14 protein-coding genes, 1 tRNA gene and 1 pseudogene are annotated in these 18804 nt (G+C 44.1%); 4 read left to right on the plus strand and 12 right to left on the minus strand.

The genetic code is table 11. The annotated features are described in order from the left end of the window. Window positions 1-32: 32 nt before the first annotated feature. From AAC853_RS05595 to dppA, 7 genes and pseudogenes are all read right to left on the minus strand, one after another. Window positions 33-1499 (minus strand): insulinase family protein, encoded by a 1467-nt coding sequence (locus tag AAC853_RS05595; RefSeq protein WP_340613923.1) that lies wholly within the window; start codon window positions 1497-1499, stop codon window positions 33-35. 106 nt (window positions 1500-1605) lie between these two features. Then, window positions 1606-2313 carry a HAMP domain-containing protein gene (locus tag AAC853_RS05600; protein WP_338885503.1) on the minus strand — a complete coding sequence of 236 codons (708 nt, stop codon included), beginning with the start codon at window positions 2311-2313 and terminating at the stop codon, window positions 1606-1608. 170 nt (window positions 2314-2483) lie between these two features. After that, entirely contained in the window at window positions 2484-3500 is a 1017-nt protein-coding gene (dppF, locus tag AAC853_RS05605) for a dipeptide ABC transporter ATP-binding subunit DppF (RefSeq protein ID WP_338884086.1), read from the minus strand. Continuing rightward, the gene (gene dppD, locus AAC853_RS05610; RefSeq protein ID WP_338804248.1) at window positions 3497-4477 is read right to left on the minus strand and encodes a dipeptide ABC transporter ATP-binding protein; all 981 of its coding nucleotides are present in this window, start codon (window positions 4475-4477) and stop codon (window positions 3497-3499) included. The genes dppF and dppD overlap by 4 nt, the downstream gene beginning before the upstream one ends. Before the next feature lie 12 nt (window positions 4478-4489). Further along, window positions 4490-5391: pseudogene (gene dppC, locus AAC853_RS05615) on the minus strand (dipeptide ABC transporter permease DppC). A gap of 9 nt (window positions 5392-5400) precedes the next feature. Continuing rightward, window positions 5401-6420: a dipeptide ABC transporter permease DppB gene (gene dppB / locus AAC853_RS05620; RefSeq protein WP_189759244.1), complete on the minus strand. Its 1020-nt coding sequence runs from the start codon at window positions 6418-6420 to the stop codon at window positions 5401-5403. Window positions 6421-6562: 142 nt separating this feature from the next. Further along, window positions 6563-8173 (minus strand): dipeptide ABC transporter periplasmic-binding protein DppA, encoded by a 1611-nt coding sequence (gene dppA / locus AAC853_RS05625; RefSeq protein ID WP_273557491.1) that lies wholly within the window; start codon window positions 8171-8173, stop codon window positions 6563-6565. A gap of 554 nt (window positions 8174-8727) precedes the next feature. On the opposite strand from dppA, the gene AAC853_RS05630 reads away from it, so the two are divergent. Next, window positions 8728-8961, plus strand: a complete 234-nt coding sequence (locus AAC853_RS05630; protein WP_273557490.1) for a type II toxin-antitoxin system Phd/YefM family antitoxin — start codon at window positions 8728-8730, stop codon at window positions 8959-8961. Next, window positions 8958-9344 carry a type II toxin-antitoxin system VapC family toxin gene (locus AAC853_RS05635; RefSeq protein ID WP_189759247.1) on the plus strand — a complete coding sequence of 129 codons (387 nt, stop codon included), beginning with the start codon at window positions 8958-8960 and terminating at the stop codon, window positions 9342-9344. Before AAC853_RS05630 ends, AAC853_RS05635 begins: the two co-directional genes overlap by 4 nt. 95 nt (window positions 9345-9439) lie before the next feature. Here the strand turns inward: AAC853_RS05635 and AAC853_RS05640 are convergent. The 3 genes from AAC853_RS05640 to glyQ form a co-directional block, all read right to left on the minus strand. Next, a tRNA-Pro gene (locus AAC853_RS05640) sits at window positions 9440-9516 on the minus strand. Window positions 9517-9621: 105 nt separating this feature from the next. Next, window positions 9622-11691 (minus strand): glycine--tRNA ligase subunit beta, encoded by a 2070-nt coding sequence (gene glyS, locus AAC853_RS05645; RefSeq protein WP_340613924.1) that lies wholly within the window; start codon window positions 11689-11691, stop codon window positions 9622-9624. Window positions 11692-11700: 9 nt separating this feature from the next. Next, window positions 11701-12609: a glycine--tRNA ligase subunit alpha gene (gene glyQ, locus AAC853_RS05650; protein WP_193849885.1), complete on the minus strand. Its 909-nt coding sequence runs from the start codon at window positions 12607-12609 to the stop codon at window positions 11701-11703. A 193-nt stretch (window positions 12610-12802) separates the two neighbouring features. Here glyQ and AAC853_RS05655 point away from each other — a divergent pair, with 193 nt between their 5' ends. Together AAC853_RS05655 and AAC853_RS05660 are read left to right on the plus strand one after the other, a co-directional pair. Then, window positions 12803-13393 carry a DNA-3-methyladenine glycosylase I gene (locus tag AAC853_RS05655; RefSeq protein ID WP_340613925.1) on the plus strand — a complete coding sequence of 197 codons (591 nt, stop codon included), beginning with the start codon at window positions 12803-12805 and terminating at the stop codon, window positions 13391-13393. A 102-nt stretch (window positions 13394-13495) separates the two neighbouring features. Continuing rightward, window positions 13496-14752: a valine--pyruvate transaminase gene (locus AAC853_RS05660; protein WP_340613926.1), complete on the plus strand. Its 1257-nt coding sequence runs from the start codon at window positions 13496-13498 to the stop codon at window positions 14750-14752. A gap of 376 nt (window positions 14753-15128) precedes the next feature. Here AAC853_RS05660 and AAC853_RS05665 read toward each other — a convergent pair whose 3' ends face one another. Beyond that, the gene (locus AAC853_RS05665; protein WP_340613927.1) at window positions 15129-16319 is read right to left on the minus strand and encodes an MFS transporter; all 1191 of its coding nucleotides are present in this window, start codon (window positions 16317-16319) and stop codon (window positions 15129-15131) included. 368 nt (window positions 16320-16687) lie between these two features. Beyond that, complete coding sequence (locus tag AAC853_RS05670) at window positions 16688-18349, minus strand: putative transporter (RefSeq protein WP_340613928.1); 1662 nt, start codon at window positions 18347-18349, stop codon at window positions 16688-16690. Between the last annotated feature and the right edge of the window lie 455 nt (window positions 18350-18804).

The raw sequence follows: 18804 nt of genomic DNA on the forward strand, positions 1-18804 counted from the left end.
GGGAAATGAAACAAGAGCACTTGTTTACCCTCTTACTCCCCATCGTTCACTGTTTTAGGCTCTTTCGGTTTCTCCGGCTGTGGCCCCGGTCTCATAATTTGGTTAAAGCTATTTTTGATTTGATTAACATCAATCGTCGCTTCACCTTTTGGTTGCACCAGAATAAAAGAGATGTCTTGAGACAACATCTCTTGCAGCTTTTTATTCAAAAGTTGTGGTGTCAGGGAGGATAAAAACGCTTGCCTTAACCGCTGGAATTGTTCAGGAGCGATATCTATCACATTATTTTGCTGTGACAACAGACGTTGGTTGATTAAAATATCGGTATCCGTACGAGCATACATGGCGAATAACTGCTGGAGCTGACTCCGCTTCTGAGCATAGAGTTCATCAAATTGTTCCTGTGGCAATCCATTTTCTCGCAATGATGCCAGTTGGGAAGCCAGATAAAGTGTGGATTCCATCAGTTTATCCGTAGAAGAATCCAAATTTAATGAGCAGTTTGCCCGCTGGTACAGCACACGACAATCCAGGCCTAATTGCATGTCATCCTTGTCTTTTAGCCCCAATTGTAGGTAATAGTAAAGCGCTTCACGCGTCAGGTCATTTAACCAGTACTGAATCAAGGTTTGCGAATCATTAATCGGCAACCAGTTCAGGTTCCAGGTCAAAGATAAACGATCTTGTTTAGCCTTCTCATTCACTACGCCAATCGTTGCGACTTTCAGCGGCAACAAGGTAGGAACAGGCTCTGGCGTCTGCCGTTTTCCATCCAATGATGCGAATGTCTGGTTAATTCGCTCTGACAGTAATCGGCTGTCAACATGACCCGCGATATATAGTGTCATCACATCTGGCGTGTACCATTGATGATAAAAATTTTCGATCTTTTTCACATCCACAGGCAGTGATACTGGCATACCAGGATCATGGCCAATAAGTGTCGATCCTTGTAAGCGCATACGCCACACGGGATCTTGAATATCAGATGGAAAAGTTGTCACAAGATGTGCATCCCCTTTCATGGCTTGTGCCAGTGTCTCAGACGTAAATACCGCACTACCAGCAATGTCAGACAACCATATCAATGCGTCTTGCAATAGTTCAGGGCGATTGTTTGGCAGGCTCAGGCTATAAAGAGTGAAATCATAGGAAACAATGGCGGGTGGAGGGGGATTTTTAGTATCTATGACATTGTGCCAGAGGTTTTCCAACTTCTGCGATGATAAATCTTTGCTACTGGATAAAACGATTTTGGGAATAAGATAAGTATAACCCCGTTGTTGATTTTTCTCAGACAATGAGCCAGTCTTTACCAATAATCGTAACTGTATTCTATCATTAGGCCGCTGTGGTGTTTGCAGAATTTGCCAACTGAATCCATTTTCAAGTTTGCCTTGTTGCCAGGCTGGATCAGGTTGCAAGGTTTCAGCATGCACCAAACAAGTCGTAGCCAGGATCGCACCACCAATAAGATATCCAATTTTGTTACCCAGCATTTTCACTTACCCCTACCTGTTTAATTTTATTCTGCAAAACCTAAGACAACCCGCCATCCTTGGATATTATCATCGAGAATTAGACCATTATTCATCTTGTCAGGTTTCATTTTGATGACGTTTTCTGCTTATTAACCTGACGATTATAGCCTTTTACCAGCAACCCCAGCTCATCATCCTGATGGCTTTTAGGACAAGGCATAGGCTCTGACGCTTGTTCTTCATTCAGTTCCCATGCAACATCGCGCAGTGGACGGATGATAATGCGATTTACGCACCAGCTTATCGACACCGTAAGAATAAGTGCGAGTAATAAATAAGTGGTCAACATTAATGCAAGTGTATTCAAGGCAAAACGATATACCCGATTGGAATCAACCTGCAACATAAGGTGTCCCTGTGATTGTGCTGTTTTTGGCGCAACACCATAAACATAGAGAGGAATATTGACCTCAACAGGAATACCAAAAACCTTCTTTGCCAGTTCAGGTATGGGACGATGAGTGGCAAAATCCAGACTCATGACCCGAACGTTATCAGGTAATAACACATCGACCCGACCCAGAATGCCCGAGGTCTTCAACCCAATCAACAGTGTCTTCGCTTTATTGAGATCTGAACTCAACAACGCTTCCGCCAAAGGTGTTTGGATCTGTACGGCTGCATTGTTAAGCTGGCTAATATAGTCATCTTTCCGCTGCTGCAATAGGTGGGATAACTGGATGGTGATGAAAATGGCAATGGTAACCAAAGTGACTCCTGTCACTGCGGCCATCTGTTTAATGGTTAACGAACGTTTGACACGCAATTTCATCTTATCCAAACCAATACCAACTAATAATGAAAACACTGACCAACACATCTTAACAATGTGAGTGAGTATACTTGATTTTACTTGCGGTCGTCTTATTTTGATGAATAGCGATGCAATAGAGAAAATGACCGAGCTACAACGCTTATACGTTATACCACGGTCAGGTAGGGTTAGGTGGATGGATTTTGATCCTGCTCGACCGCAAAACATGCGATCAGTTGTCCGTCATATTGCCTTAATTTAGGCTGGGATTGGGTACATAGGCTAAATGCACGACGGCAACGAGCCGCAAAAGCACACCCCGCAGGCGGATTCATTGGGCTTGGCAGTTCTCCCGTCAGCTTAATACGTTCACGGCGTAACTCAGGATTCAGACGAGGTGTCGCCGATAATAATGCCTGTGTGTAAGGATGGCACGGATTGTTGAAAATCATTTCCTTACTACCTTTTTCAACACAGCGTCCCAAATACATCACCATCACTTCATCAGCAATATGTTCGACGACCGAAAGATCATGGGATATAAAGACGTAAGACAATCCCAGCTCCTGCTGCAAATCCATCATCAGGTTCAAAACCTGCGCCCGCACTGAAACATCCAACGCTGAAACGGGTTCATCTGCAATCACCACGTCCGGATTTAACATCAACCCGCGGGCAATGGCGATACGCTGACGCTGACCACCAGAAAACATATGTGGATAACGCGCATAGTGTTCCGGTTTTAGCCCCACTTTCTCCATCATCTGCAAGACTTTTTCCTTGCGTTCGCTCGCGGTCAGTGAAGTATTAATCAACAATGGTTCTTCCAGAATCTGTCCCACTTTTTTACGCGGATTTAGGGAAGCGTAAGGATTTTGAAATACAATCTGGATTTTCTGGCGACGAAGTTTTTCTGCTTCTTTATTTGGCACCAAGAGATCTTGCCCCAGATAATAAAGCTCCCCATCTGTCGGTTTTTCAATCATGGTCAACAGACGACCCAATGTGGATTTTCCACAGCCCGATTCGCCAACAACTGCCAACGTCTTGCCTTTTTCCAGCTCAAATGAGACACCATCCAACGCCTTAACCATACGCTCAGGCGAGAATAAACCGGTTTTCACCGGATAATACTTCTTCAATTCCGTGGCCTTCAGTAAAATTGCTGTCGCCTTTTCTTGTTCTCTGTTTTGTTGAATGTTCATACTGTTGGCCTCCCCTCATCATCCAGTGGCATGTGACATTTAACCTGACGCCCACTCATTGATTTCAATGGTGGCTCCTCCTGACGACAATGCGCATTGGCATAGGGGCAACGGGGGTTGAGCAAACACCCCATTGGGCGATCATATTTTCCAGGAACAACGCCAGGCAACGATGCCAAACGAGACTTGTCCACCGCAAATTCCGGCAATGCCCGCAATAATGCTTGTGTATAAGGATGGCGAGGTGCACGAAAAATTTCCGTTGCCTTGCCAATTTCCACCACCTGTCCAGCATACATCACAATAATATGATGGGCTGCTTCTGCCACCAGCGCCAAATCATGGGTGATCAAGAGTAAGGCCATATTTTCCCGTTGCTGCAATTCCAACAACAACTCAATGATTTGTGCCTGAATGGTGACATCCAGAGCCGTCGTCGGTTCATCGGCAATCAGAAGCTTCGGCCGACACGCGATAGCCATCGCGATCATCACGCGCTGACTCATCCCTCCCGATAATTGATGCGGGTAAACATCCAGACGAGAAGCTGGATCGGGAATACCCACTTGGGTCAATAGGTCGATTGCCCGCTGGTGTCGCGTCTTTCGATTGCCGCCTTGATGGACTTTCAAGGCTTCCATAATCTGATAACCGACGGTGTAGCACGGGTTCAAACTAGTCATGGGATCTTGGAAAATCATCGCGACTTCCGCCCCCACCAACTGCCGACGCTCTTTTTCTGAGATTTTGGTCAGGTCACAGCCATCAAATTCCATTTTTTCGGCCATCACTTTGCCCGGATAATCAATCAGCCCCATAATCGCCAATGAACTGACGGATTTACCTGAGCCAGATTCTCCAACAATACCGACAACTTCTCCCTGCTCAACACGGTAGCTAATACGGTCAACAGCGCGGAATGGTGCATCTTCATCCCCGAAATGCACCGATAATTGGTCTATATTCAATAATGCCATTTCACAATCCCCCTACTGCTTGAGCTTGGGATCAAGTGCATCACGCAACCCGTCTCCCATCAGGTTAAATGCCAATACTGTCAACAGAATAGCCAGCCCCGGAAAGGTCACAACCCACCACGCACTTTGGGTAAATTGCAAAACATCGGCCAACATGGTTCCCCATTCTGGCGTTGGTGGCTGTGCCCCCATTCCTAGAAACCCTAAAGCCGCCATATCAAGAATAGCGTTCGAAAACCCTAATGACGCTTGCACAATCAACGGCGCAAGGCAGTTTGGCAGGATATTGATGAACATCTGGCGTATGGCTCCCGCACCAGCGACTTGGGAAGCCGTCACATAATCGCGGTTAACTTCTACCAGTACCGCCGCCCTTGTCAGACGGATATAGTGAGGCAAAGCGACAAAAGTCAGTGCCAATGACGCATTGACAATTGATGGACCAAATATCGCCACCAGCACTAATGCCAGCAGCAGGCTTGGCAAGGCCAACATAATGTCGACGATACGCATGATAATGGTATCCACCATACCACCGAAATAGCCGGCCAATACTCCCAGAATGATGCCCATGATGAGTGACATCACCACGACCAGACAGCCAACCAACAATGAAAGGCGTGCGCCATACATTAGACGGGACAGGATATCGCGCCCAACATCATCAGTGCCGAGAATAAATTGCCAGCTTCCCCCTCCTGCCATACCGGTGGCATCAGTAAGGAATCGCGGAATTGTTCTGCTGGACCATGTGGCGCTAATACCCCCGCCAATACTGCAACCAGCAGCATCAGGATAATATAGACAAGGCCAATCACTGCGCCTTTGTTACGTTTAAAGTAGTGCCAAAATTCCTGTATCGGCGTCATTAATTTCGGTGCACCCGATACCACAGGCTCAGTTGTTTGAGTCATCATGTGCTCCTATTTCTTATGACGAATACGCGGATTGACGATGCCATACAGCAAATCAACCACCAGATTGACCAGAATAATCATGGTTGCCACCAACAATACCCCGCCCTGTACCACCGGATAGTCACGACGTTGCAGGGCATCGATCAGCCAACGCCCTAATCCTGGCCATGAGAAAATGGTTTCTGTCAAAATGGCACCCGCCAACATGATGCCTACTTGCAAACCAATCACCGTGACGACAGGTAACAACGCATTACGCAGCGCATGGACAATAATGACACGAATGCGGCTCAGCCCTTTTGCCCTGGCAGTACGGATATAATCTTCACCCAACACTTCCAGCATGGAAGAACGCGTCATACGCACGATAACGGCTAATGGGATCGTTCCCAGCACAATGGCAGGCAGGATCATGTGCATGACAGCATCAGTGAAATCGCCCTCCTCACCCCAAATCAGTGTATCAATTAGCATAAAACCCGTTAGAGGATTGCTGTCATCAAGAAACACACTATCACTGATTCGGCCAGAAACAGGGGTTAAGTTCCAATGCACAGAAACCAGCATGATCAGCATGATCCCCCACCAGAAAATTGGCATAGAATAGCCGGTCAATGACAAACCAATCGCTGTATGGTCAAAGACAGAACCCCGTTTGACGGCCGCCAATACTCCGACAGGAATACCGACAGCGATGGCAAATAACATGGCACAGATACCCAATTCAAAAGTCGCTTTAAAACGCGGGACAAACTCATCCCACACTGGAATGCGGCTTTTTAACGAGATCCCCAAATCACCATGTAATACGCCATTGATGTAATGAAAATATTGCTCCCAGAGAGGCTTATCTAACCCCATTTCAGCCAGTAATTGGGCATGACGCTCAGCAGAAATCCCACGCTCTCCCGCCATAATCAGCACGGGATCACCAGGTATCATGTGTACGAACGCGAAAGTCAGCAGCGTAATACCAATAAACGTCGGGATCACTAATCCCAGACGTCGGAGGATAAATTGCAGCATATCCTGAGTTCCCTTTTTAAATACCAGTGCAGCTCTTCGGACCGCTTGGTGTTTACAGAGTCAACTTGTCCATCAGAGAAGCGAAACCATCCCCACAGAAAACTCTGGGGGATGGTTAATCACAACAGCTCAACAGCAAGAATTATTTGAGATCAACATCATAGAAAAGATGTCTGCCTAGTGGATCAACCACATATCCTTTCACTTCCTTACGAATTGGTTCATAAACCGTGGAATGGGCAATGATCAACGCAGGCATTTGTTCATGCATGACAACCTGCGCTTGCTTATAAAGTTCTGTACGTTTGTTAACATCAGCGGTTGTACGCGCGGGTTGGATAACATCCTCAAATGGCTTGTAACACCATTTTGAATAGTTAGAACCGTTATCTTTCGCTGCACAACTAAACAGGGTTGCGAAGAAGTTATCAGGGTCACCATTGTCTCCTGTCCACCCCATCATCACGGTCTTCGGTTCACCATCTTTGGCTCGTTTCAGGTATTCACCCCATTCATAGCTGACAATCTTGGCTTTGACACCAATTTTCGCCCAATCAGCCTGAATCATTTCCGCCATACGACGGGCATTCGGATTATATGGACGCTGTACAGGCATCGCCCACAGATCGGTTTCGAAACCATTCGCGAAACCGGCTTCTTTCAACAATTCCTTAGCCTTGGCGGGATCATAAGAGTAGTCTTTGATATCTGAGTTATAGCCCCACATGGTAGGCGGGATCAGGTTTTTCGCTTTCTGCCCAGCGCCCTGATAGACAGCGTCAATGATGGCATCTTTATTCACTGCCATCGCCAATGCCTGACGTACTTTCACGTTGTCCATTGGCGGCTTGGTGACATTGAAAGAAAGATATCCCACATTCAAACCAGCCTGTTCCATCAAGGCAATATTTTTATCCTGCTTCATGCGGGATATATCCGCAGGGTTTGGATACGGCATAACCTGACATTCGTTTTTCTGTAATTTTGCATAACGTACAGAAGCATCAGGCGTAATAGAAAAAACTAGGCGGTCGATTTTTGCTGGCCCTTCCCAATAATCTTTAAATGCCTTATAGAGAATTCGGGAGTCTTTTTGGTATTGCACGAGTTGGAATGGACCTGTACCAATTGGATTCAAGTCAACTTTCTCAGGCGTTCCCGCTTTCATCATCACATCAGCGTACTCCTTGGACAGAATCGAAGCAAAATCCATCGCCAGATTAGCGATAAAAGGGGCTTCAGGACGTGACAGGACAAAGCGAACGGTATAATCATCGACTTTTTCTATTTTGCTGATGATATTCCCCATATCCATACCGATGAAATATTCATAGCTGCCCCCCGACACCTGATGGTACGGATGATTTTTATCTTTCTGGCGCATAAAAGTAAAAATCACATCATCAGCATTAAAATCACGGGTAGGTTTGAATTCCTTATTGCTATGCCACTTCACTCCTTTGCGCAAGTGGAAGGTATAAACCTTACCATCGTCACTCACATCCCAGCTTTCGGCCAGACTTGGAATGACGTTAGTTGTACCTACTTTAAAATCCACCAAACGGTTATAAATCTGTCTGGAAGTTGCATCATAAGTTGTACCAGAAGTGAATAACTGTGGGTTGAAACCTTCAGGAGAGCCTTCAGAGCAGTAAACCAACGTTTTTGCTTGAATGCTAGCTGTCACAGCCAGTGCGACAAAACCGACACCCAGTTTTAACAAACTGAACTGTTTTTTCTTGGAAATTGTCATTACTTGAACCCCGTTTGTGATATTTAGCTTGTTTTATTGTTTTTCGCTTATCAATTAATCAATTGTTATGCCTGACGTCAACATCATCAAACACAACAACAGAAACATAAGAAAAACACAAAAGAAAAGAATTATTAACAACCATGGTTAAAAAACATGACAAGAAGCACGTTAAATAGACAAAACAACTAAAAATTAAGCAATTAATAAGAATTAATCTCTGGTGATGATAATTTTGAATTTGTGACCAAATGGTCAAACAATAAGCAAAATGGCTTATGAAAGGGTGGGAATTTATAACAGCATAATAAATAGAGAAAAATAATTATTCCTTATGCCCAGTTTCTTTCTGAAATTACCAATATACCAATCTCACTTCAAGATGCATGTAATTTCTCCCCGCGAAGCGGGGAGAAATCAGGTTTCATATCGTGTTGTAAATCGCAGCTTGAAGTTTAATGCGTATATATTACTTAGATGAACATTAGTGATGATATTTTGCTCAAAACTGACTACAATATAACCTTAGCTAACTTAGCTAATGGAGAGAAAGCATGACTATTCAAGCCAATATGCACGAGGCGAAAACACACTTGAGCCAACTGGCAGATAAAGCTGTTGATGGTGAAATTGTTATTATTGCTAAATCTGGAAAACCTTATGTCCAGCTAGTCCCTATTAATCAATCAGATAGAATACCTGGAGGATTCGAAAATAATGTCAGCATAGATGAACAATTTTACGAAGCTGATCACGATATACAGGAAATGTTTGAAGGATCTTTATGAAACGGCTTTTATTAGATACCCACACGCTAATCTGGTGGATAACGGATGATCCATCTTTAGGCAAAATGACAAGAAGTATACTCAGCAAAGGGACAAATAGCGTATTTGTCAGCGCAGTGACTCCTTGGGAAATTTCGATAAAACGTGCATTGGGAAAACTAAAGTTCAATGCTGATTTCGATATTATCATGGAAAAAAATAATTTTATTCCTTTATCAATAACACATGCTCATGCAGAAAGTGCAGGTGATTTACCACGTCATCATGGAGATCCTTTTGATAGGATGCTCATTGTACAATCTCAAATGGAAGGGTTAACACTGGTTTCTGCTGATACTGTCTTTTCGGAATATGGCATTCGAATAATTAATGCCCGACTTTAGACTTGTAAGAAAATAGCGAACTATTTTATTTAATATATATTTATCTGATATATAAGAAAAAACCCCGCTCATAAGAGCAGGGTTTCTATAGATGCTGGTCGGCGAGAGAGGATTCGAACCTCCGACCCACTGGTCCCAAACCAGTTGCGCTACCAAGCTGCGCTACTCGCCGAAAACGAAGCGCATCTTACTGCCAGAGCCACAGACCGTCAATACCTTTTTCAAGATAAGTGATTGTTTGATGATAAACCATCCAACATGGCTGTTGTGGCCGATATTACTGGAGCAGAGAAATATCTGCGACACGCAAGAACAAGTCACGCAATTCACTTAATAGCGTCAAGCGATTGATCCTGACTTGGCTGTCTTCATCCATAACCATCACATTGTCGAAGAATGCATCCACCACTTCACGCAGGGAAGCCAATTCAACCAGCGCATCCTGATAGTTGCCTGCAGCAAACAGAGGAGCCAGTTTTTCTTTCAACACCACCAAGTGTGTCGCCAGTTGGATCTCTTCTGCGGCTTTCAATACAGAAGCAAGGACAGTGTCATTCAACGGTTCTGCTGATTTCGCCAGAATGTTGGAAACGCGTTTATTGGCCGCTGCCAGAGAAACGGCTGCATCCAGGGTGCGGAAATGGGTAACCGCTTGCATACGGGCATCAAAATCTGCCGGTTGAGTCGGACGACGCGCCAATACTGCCTGAATAGTATCCACGCTATACCCCAGCTCTTGATACCAGGCACGGAAGCGACCAAGCATAAACTCAACCACATCATCCACCGCTTTTTCGTTGGTCAGCTTGTCGCCATACAGACGCACCGCTTCTTCTGTCAACGTTTGGAGATCAAGAGGTAATTTTTTCTCAACAATAATGCGCAGAACCCCCAGGGCCGCACGGCGCAAAGCGAACGGATCTTTATCCCCTTTCGGATGCTGACCAATCCCGAAGATCCCAGCCAAAGTATCCATTTTATCTGCAATAGCAACGGCACAGGAAACCCCCGTTGATGGCAGTGCATCACCAGAGAAACGTGGCTGATACTGCTCATTCAGTGCCAGCGCCACATCTTCCGCTTCGCCGTCATGACGTGCATAGTGCATTCCCATTACGCCCTGCGTATCGGTGAATTCGAACACCATATTGGTCATCAGGTCACATTTGGACAATAGACCCGCACGAGTCGCATGATTGACATCTGCACCGATTTTTTCCGCAATCCAACCAGCCAGGGCTTGAATACGATCTGTTTTGTCACGCAAGGTTCCCAATTGTTTCTGGAACAACACGGTTTCCAAACGCGGCAGATTGTCTTCTAAACGTTGTTTACGGTCAGTCTTGAAGAAGAATTCCGCATCCGCCAGACGTGGACGAACCACTTTTTCATTACCTGAAATAATTTGCTGAGGATCAGAAGATTCAATATTGGTGACAAAAATAAAGTTCGCCATTAATTTGCCGGCCTTGTCGTAAACCGGAAAATATTTCTGGTCACCTTTCATGGTATAAACTAGCGCTTCAGCAGGAACTTGCAGGAATTTTTCTTCGAATTTCGCCGTCAAGACAACCGGCCATTCCACCAGAGAAGTCACTTCTTCCAGCAAACTGTCGCTCAGATCCGCTATACCACCAAGCTGCATTGCGGCTTGTTCGGCATCACGCTTGATCATCGCCTTACGAGCTTCATAATCCGCGATAACCCGACCACGCTCCTGCAAAATAGCGGGATACTGCTGTGCATTCTCAATGGTAAACTCCGCCTCACCCATAAAACGGTGACCACGAATGATGCGATCCGATTGAATCCCCAGAATTTCGCCTTCAACCACCTCGCTGTCCAGCAGCATAGTGACCGTATGTACCGGACGAACAAACTGAGTCTGTTTATCGCCCCAACGCATCAATTTAGGGATCGGCAACTTACTCAGAGAACTACTCACCATATCCGCCAGCAGCGCTTTTGCTTCACGGCCTTTAACCTGAGCGCGATAGAGCAGCCATTCCCCTTTATCCGTTACCATGCGTTCAGCCTGATCAACAGTGATACCGCAACCACGCGCCCAACCTTCTGCGGCTTTGGTCGGTTTACCTTCTGCATCGAACGCCTGAGCAATCGCAGGGCCACGCTTTTCAACTTCACGATCAGCCTGTGCTGCCGCCAAATTGGCGACTTTCAGCGCCAAACGACGAGGTGCCGCAAACCAGCTAACTTCACCATGACCCAGATTGGCATTATTCAGTTCAGCTTCAAAATTGGCCGCAAAAGACTCAGCCAATGAACGCAGTGCCTTTGGTGGCAACTCTTCTGTGCCGATTTCCACAAGGAAAGTCTGTTGAATCATGATGGCCTCTTATTTCTTGTTACACATAGGGAAGCCAAGCGCCTCGCGGGAGGCATAATAAGCTTCAGCAACCGCTTTAGTCAGGGTACGGATGCGCAGGATATAGCGCTGACGTTCAGTCACGGAAATCGCTTTACGGGCATCCAGCAAATTGAAGGTATGACCCGCCTTTAAAATGCGCTCATAAGCCGGCAATGGCAGCGGAGTTTCCAGCGCCAGTAATTCCTGTGCCTCTTTTTCGTATTGCTCAAAGCAGGTAAACAGAAAATCCACATCGGCGTGCTCGAAGTTGTAAGTAGACTGTTCAACCTCATTCTGGTGGTAAATGTCACCATAGGTGGTTTTACCCAGCGGACCATCGCTCCATACCAGATCGTAAACGCTGTCCACGCCTTGAATATACATCGCAAGACGTTCCAACCCGTAAGTAATCTCGCCAGTCACGGGCTTACATTCAAGGCCACCAACCTGCTGGAAGTAAGTAAACTGAGTCACTTCCATACCGTTCAGCCAGACTTCCCAGCCCAGTCCCCAAGCGCCCAGAGTTGGGTTTTCCCAGTTATCTTCAACAAAGCGGATATCGTGAACAGTCGGATCGAGTCCTAACGCTTTCAAGGAACCCAGATAGAGCTCCTGAATGTTATCTGGAGATGGCTTGATGATAACCTGAAATTGATAGTAGTGCTGGAGGCGGTTTGGGTTTTCGCCATAACGACCGTCAGTTGGACGACGGGATGGTTGCACATAAGCTGCTGCAATAGGCTCTGGTCCCAAAGCACGCAGACAAGTAATAGGATGAGAGGTTCCTGCGCCGACTTCCATATCCAGTGGTTGGACAATGGTACAGCCTTGACGCGCCCAGTAATCCTGTAATGTCAGGATAAGCCCCTGGAAGGTTTTGGTATCAAACTTTTGCATGTTGAACCCGCACGCGATGCATATGAATTTAAACGAAAGAGGCCAGTATACCCTTTGGACGTAAGATATACAGCACTGATCACCCCCAATTTTATCGCAGTATAAAAAAATCTTAATCAGGTCTCTTTACTTGTATATTTATACAGCTAACATTGATGTAATTATCAACCATTATCTGAGGCAAATACAGTTTATGAGCCAGGAAATAACGCGCTGCGGTTGGGTAACATCAGACCTTGATTATCTGGCCTATCACGACAACGAATGGGGCACCCCTTTAAGAGATAGCCAGCAACTTTTCGAACTGATTTGTCTGGAAGGACAACAAGCGGGTTTGTCATGGTTCACTATCCTGAAAAAACGGGAAGGGTATAGAAAATGCTTTCATCATTTTGATCCGGTCAAAATAGCCAAAATGGATGAAACAGACGTTGGAAGACTGATGGAAGAACCAACCATCGTGCGTAATCGTAGCAAAATCAATGCAATTATTCACAATGCCCGCGCTTACCTAAAAATGGCTGAACAAGGTGAAGACTTCAGCGCTTTTATCTGGCGTTTCGTTGATAACTCTCCACAAATTAATCACTGGCAAGATTTATCGGAAGTTCCTGCCAAAACTGCAACTTCCGATGCACTGGCAAAAGCACTGAAAAAACGGGGATTTAAATTTATTGGCAGCACCACTTGTTATGCGTTTATGCAAGCAGCAGGCCTGGTAAATGATCACCTCGTAAATTGTTTGTGTCGAAAATCGGTTACTGTGATGAAAAATTTAAATTAATGTATAAAAATAAGCGGAAATACCACTTTTGCCCCATTGCACCCGCGTAATGAGCAAGGTATGGTGTTTTCTTCTCATACAAAAACAGACGCAAACGCCAATATGAAATTTTCGCAATTCGGTAACAAATTTACACAAGATTCGGGAATTACCCGTCTGATGAATGATCTCAACCAAGGTCTGAGAACGCCTGGTGCAATTATGTTAGGCGGTGGCAATCCTGCACATATCCCAGAAATGGATGCCTATTTCCAGCAGATATTGACTGACATGGCGTTAGACGGTCAATTAAGCGAAACCCTATGCAACTATGACGGGCCACAAGGGAAAAACACCTTGATAGCGGCGCTGGCCCAAGAATTGAGAGAAAAGCTCGGTTGGGACATCCACCCACAAAATATTGCCCTGACTAATGGCAGCCAAAGCGCCTTTTTCTATCTGTTTAACTTACTGGCAGGTCGCGCTGACGACGGCTCAATGAAACGTGTTTTGTTTCCTCTTGCTCCAGAATATATTGGCTATTCAGATTCAGGTTTGGATGAAGGGTTATTTGTCGCTAATAAGCCGAATATTGAACTGCTGCCCAACGGCCAATTCAAATATCACGTCGATTTCGATCACCTGAATATTACCGAAGACATTAACCTGATTTGCGTCTCTCGTCCTACCAACCCAACAGGCAACGTAATCACTGATGAAGAATTACTGCGCCTGGATAGCCTGGCTCAACAGCACCAAATCCCCTTATTGATCGACAATGCCTACGGTGTGCCATTCCCTGGTATTATTTTCAGCGACGCTACCCCGTTGTGGAATCACAATATTATTTTGTGCATGAGTCTGTCCAAACTGGGTCTGCCAGGCTCTCGCTGCGGTATCATTATTGCTAACGAAAAAATTATCAGTGCTATTAGCAACATGAATGGCATTATTAACCTGGCTCCTGGGGGTGTTGGGCCAGCTATCGCCCTGGAAATGATTAAGCGTAACGACCTCTTGCGCCTGTCACAAAATGTTATTCAACCGTTTTATAAGCAGCGGGTAGAAAACGTAATTACCATCATTCGGCGCCATATACCGGAAGATCGCTGCCTTATCCATAAACCGGAAGGTGCCATATTTCTCTGGCTCTGGTTCAAAGATTTACCCATCACGACGGAAGAACTTTATCAGCGGTTGAAGAAACGCAAGGTGCTGATGGTGCCGGGACACTTCTTCTTTCCGGGACTAGAACACGATTGGCCACATGCCCATCAATGTATGCGAATGAACTATGTTCCTGATATTGAAAAGATCGAAGAAGGTATTCGTATTCTGTCTGAAGAGATTGAGATAGCGCATCAAGAAGCAGGATACTGATTTGGCGCCCGTTGCAACGATAAGTTCCCTCAAAAAGCGTTTTAGGGACAAATCTTGCCAGAAGAAAATGATTCTTTTCATGTAAGAATGAGTCATGCGTTTGACCACCTGACAACTCAAAATAGATAGGCAAGCTGTCACTATATACGGGTAACTATATACGGGTAAATGAAATTTTGGTCAAACGTCCTCCCCGACTCTTACCGATGGATGGCTTCACCTTCCGTTGAAGCCGCCCCTGAGCTATTTCTTATTCTTTGTGACTGCTCCCCGCCCTGTCGAGGGTTTACAGCGGATTTTGCTAACACCTCGTGCTCCATTGGATAATCCCAATTCATTTTGAGGTGCTTTAACTTTCCTCCATACATGAATTATTTTACAAATGTCTATTTGCTGTTTTAGATATCCAATATTGTGTAGATGCAATTAAGATGAAACAAATCAGAGCAAGGGAAAAAAGTCCCCACATTAAGCCTGTTGCCGTCGTTGTATGACCATTAGAGAAAAACCATAACACAATGGCTGCTCCAGCCATTTTTAATGCGCCTTGTAAGGCACTGCCTGTTCCGGACAATTCCGGATGTCCATGCAAACTTATCCCAAGTAATAATGGAGAAGACAGTCCACATCCCAGTCCTACTGCAAAACTGTAAATAATAATAAATTCAATCGACAATATCTGAGTAAAATAAATAGAAATGAGCGCCACCACTGTAAACAACACTAATAACGGAAGTGAAATTTTCAGAATTTTTTCAGGTGTGGAATGCGACAACCCTTTTTTTGTCAACAATGAACCTATTACGATCCCAGCAGAATAAATCATAAACAGATATCCATTCTGTGATGAAGATAATTTAAATTGTGTCTGGAATACAAAAGGACTGGCAGTAAAATAACCAATGGTAATAGCAAACAAAACGGCAGAAACAACACTGTATATAACAAAATTAATATCAGATAACAGAATTCGAAAACCTGTTATCCGGCGATTGTCTGTTGATTTCATTGGTGATGTTTCCGGCAACGTCATTTTTACAAAACATGCACCTATCAGAATCATTATGGTAAGGGCTATAAAATTAAACTTCCACGGCAGATATTCTGTAATATACCCCCCAATGACAGGAGCAAAAGCAGGTGAAATTTGTGATGCCATCGAAAAAATAGCCAGAGATTTAGATAACTCCGTCTTATCCCGGAAAGTATCACTGAGTATAGCTCTGCTAATAACTGGACACCCACCTGCACCAATACCGGTCAAAAGCCGGAATAGAGATAGTGTGTGAAATGATCCAGCCGTAGAAGTCAGATAATTACCGATAGCAGAAAATAATAAAGAAAATACAATGACAGGAACACGTCCATGTTTATCGGAGAGAGGCCCATAAAAAAGTTGAGATGCAGCGAAACCAACGAGATAATAAACAACAAGGCTTTGTGCCTGATTGTCAGTAATTGCGAGTACAGTTTTTATTATAGGTAGTGCCGGATTATAAAGGTCTATAGAAAATAATCCCAATACCAGTATAACGCACGAATTGATGATAATCAGTTTTGATTTCATGCTTTTTCACCTTTCATACGAGTGGGAACACTTTTACTTCAAATGTTGCGCGAGTCACCACCGGAGAAAAAATGGCACGTTGGGTTTCTGGTTTTGATGACGGGATATAGGCAGAATGAAGTATTTTCCATTATGGAAACTAGAATAAGTTTATTTCACAGATTTTAAATATTTCGTATACGGCATTTAATAAAATAAACTTTCCATGCTTTTGCAGTATATATTAATAAATTTTCTATTATAAAGTTAATTTATACGCATTAAACTTCAAGTTGCAATTTACAACACGATATGAAACCTGATTTCTCCCCGCGAAACGGGGAGAAATCACATGCATCTATGAAGTTAGATTGGTATAAATACCTAAATCATAAGGCCCAGAAAATCACGGCCAAAATTTGGGGAGTCATGATCCTCAAAAACATCGCCAATGGATAAACTGTCGCATATGACAACGCCGCAGCCCCGCTGGTGCTATGAATTCCATTGGCAAAAGCAAGGGCGGGAGGATCTGTCATAGCACCTGCCAGTACTCCGCATAAGCTGAGATAATTCATTTTTACAACAATACGTGCCAGCAGGCTCACAACTAACAGGGGAACTATCGTTATCAATGCACCATAACCAACCCATGCCAGCCCTTCGCCATGCACCAGTGTATTAATAAAATTACCGCCAGATTTCAGCCCTACAACCGCCAGAAACATAACAATCCCCAGTTCGCGTAATGCAAGGTTTGCACTAGGGGGCATAAACCAATAAAATTTACCGATCGTGCCAATCCGTCCTAAAATTAACGCAATAATCAAAGGCCCTCCTGCTAACCCCAAACGCAACGCAGCTGGAAAACCAGGAATAAACAAAGGAATCGAACCTAATAAAACCCCTAATCCTATTCCAATAAATACAGGCAACATCTGAACTTGCTGGAGTTTTTGTTGTGAATTACCCAAGAGCTTTGTAACAACTTCTACAGCTTCAGGACGACCAACAATATTCAGAATATCGCCAAACTGTAAACTGGCATTATTATTGGCAACTAATTCAATTCCTGCACGATTGAGGCGCGTGACAACAACGTCATATTTTTGCTTTAAATTAAGCGTCCCAAGCCTCTGACTCAATACCTCATCATTCGTTACCACAACCTTGACGGATTGAAAAATATCACTGGCAGTAGACAAGGAAACATCAACCTCTTCCCCAATGACCAGCCTAACCTGATTCAACGCTTCATGCTGCCCAACTAAATAAAGCAGATCACCACTCTGAATCACGGTAGTAGGCTGAGGAACCATCAACAAATCCTTCCGTTTTAGGCGGGAGCATACCACTTCATCATTATTATTGAGCAGAGGAATGTCCTGCATCATTAATCCATTCAAATTTGGATTACGTACAGCTATATTCATTGTCTGGAGTACTTCTCGGCTCTGATTATTTTGGTTATCAAACGATCTAGCCTCCTGTTCAATGCTTACTCTGAAAAAGAGCCGAACCAACCACATAGTCAATAAAATACCGAAAATTCCCATGGGATAAGCCATTGCATATCCCATACCCATTTGACTGACAAACGAAGGGTCAGATCCCAAATCTGCCAGGATTTGCTGCCCAGCCCCTAAAGATGGTGTATTTGTCACTGCACCGGAAAAAATACCTAAAATAATAGGTAGAGGAATACCAAACAATTTGTGAATAATGGCAGCAACTAATCCACCAATAATGACAATCAGGACAGCAAAACCATTTAATTTAAGGCCAGAAACCCGCAGGGAAGAAAAGAAACCCGGTCCAACTTGAATACCAATAGTATAAACAAACAGAATTAAGCCAAATTCCTGAATAAAATGTAGCATGTCATTACTGAGAGACAAAGAATACATCTGGGAAAAATGGCCAACAATAATCCCACCAAACAAAACTCCACCAATTCCAAAACCAATACCCCGTATTCGCCAATTGCCTATCCATAACCCTAATGCGGCAGACAGCGCCAGCAAGCTCATTGTCAGTGCAATATCACTCATGACCCGCTTCCTTTACCAAAGATTGATCATCCAGAAAATTCGTCATTTTCCCTTGTTCCCCATAAATGATGGCCTTGCCACCAATGAAATATTGGCACGAATTAACCGTCATTTATGTGTTTTAAACCACATATTGTGTGCTTTACATATTTTTATATGACAAGTTTTATGCAGGGGGAATTTTTATTTTTTAACAGGAAGAAAAAGATTAATGTTCAAAAAATAAATATCTGTGATATCCAATCGATATCATTCTTAATAATTGATAACCATTATCAATAAATTTAGTGAAATAATTGTTCCTTCTATTTTCTTCAACTATACGCATTAAACTTCAAGTTGCAATTTACAACACTCTATGAAACCTGATTTCTCCCCGTGAAGCGGGGAGAAATCACACGCATATTGAAGTTAGATTGGTATATATGCTCTCCCTTACCCAAAAAATAACTTAA

Origin of the sequence: Xenorhabdus thailandensis, assembly GCF_037996785.1 — a bacterium.
Lineage (GTDB): Bacteria > Pseudomonadota > Gammaproteobacteria > Enterobacterales > Enterobacteriaceae > Xenorhabdus > Xenorhabdus griffiniae.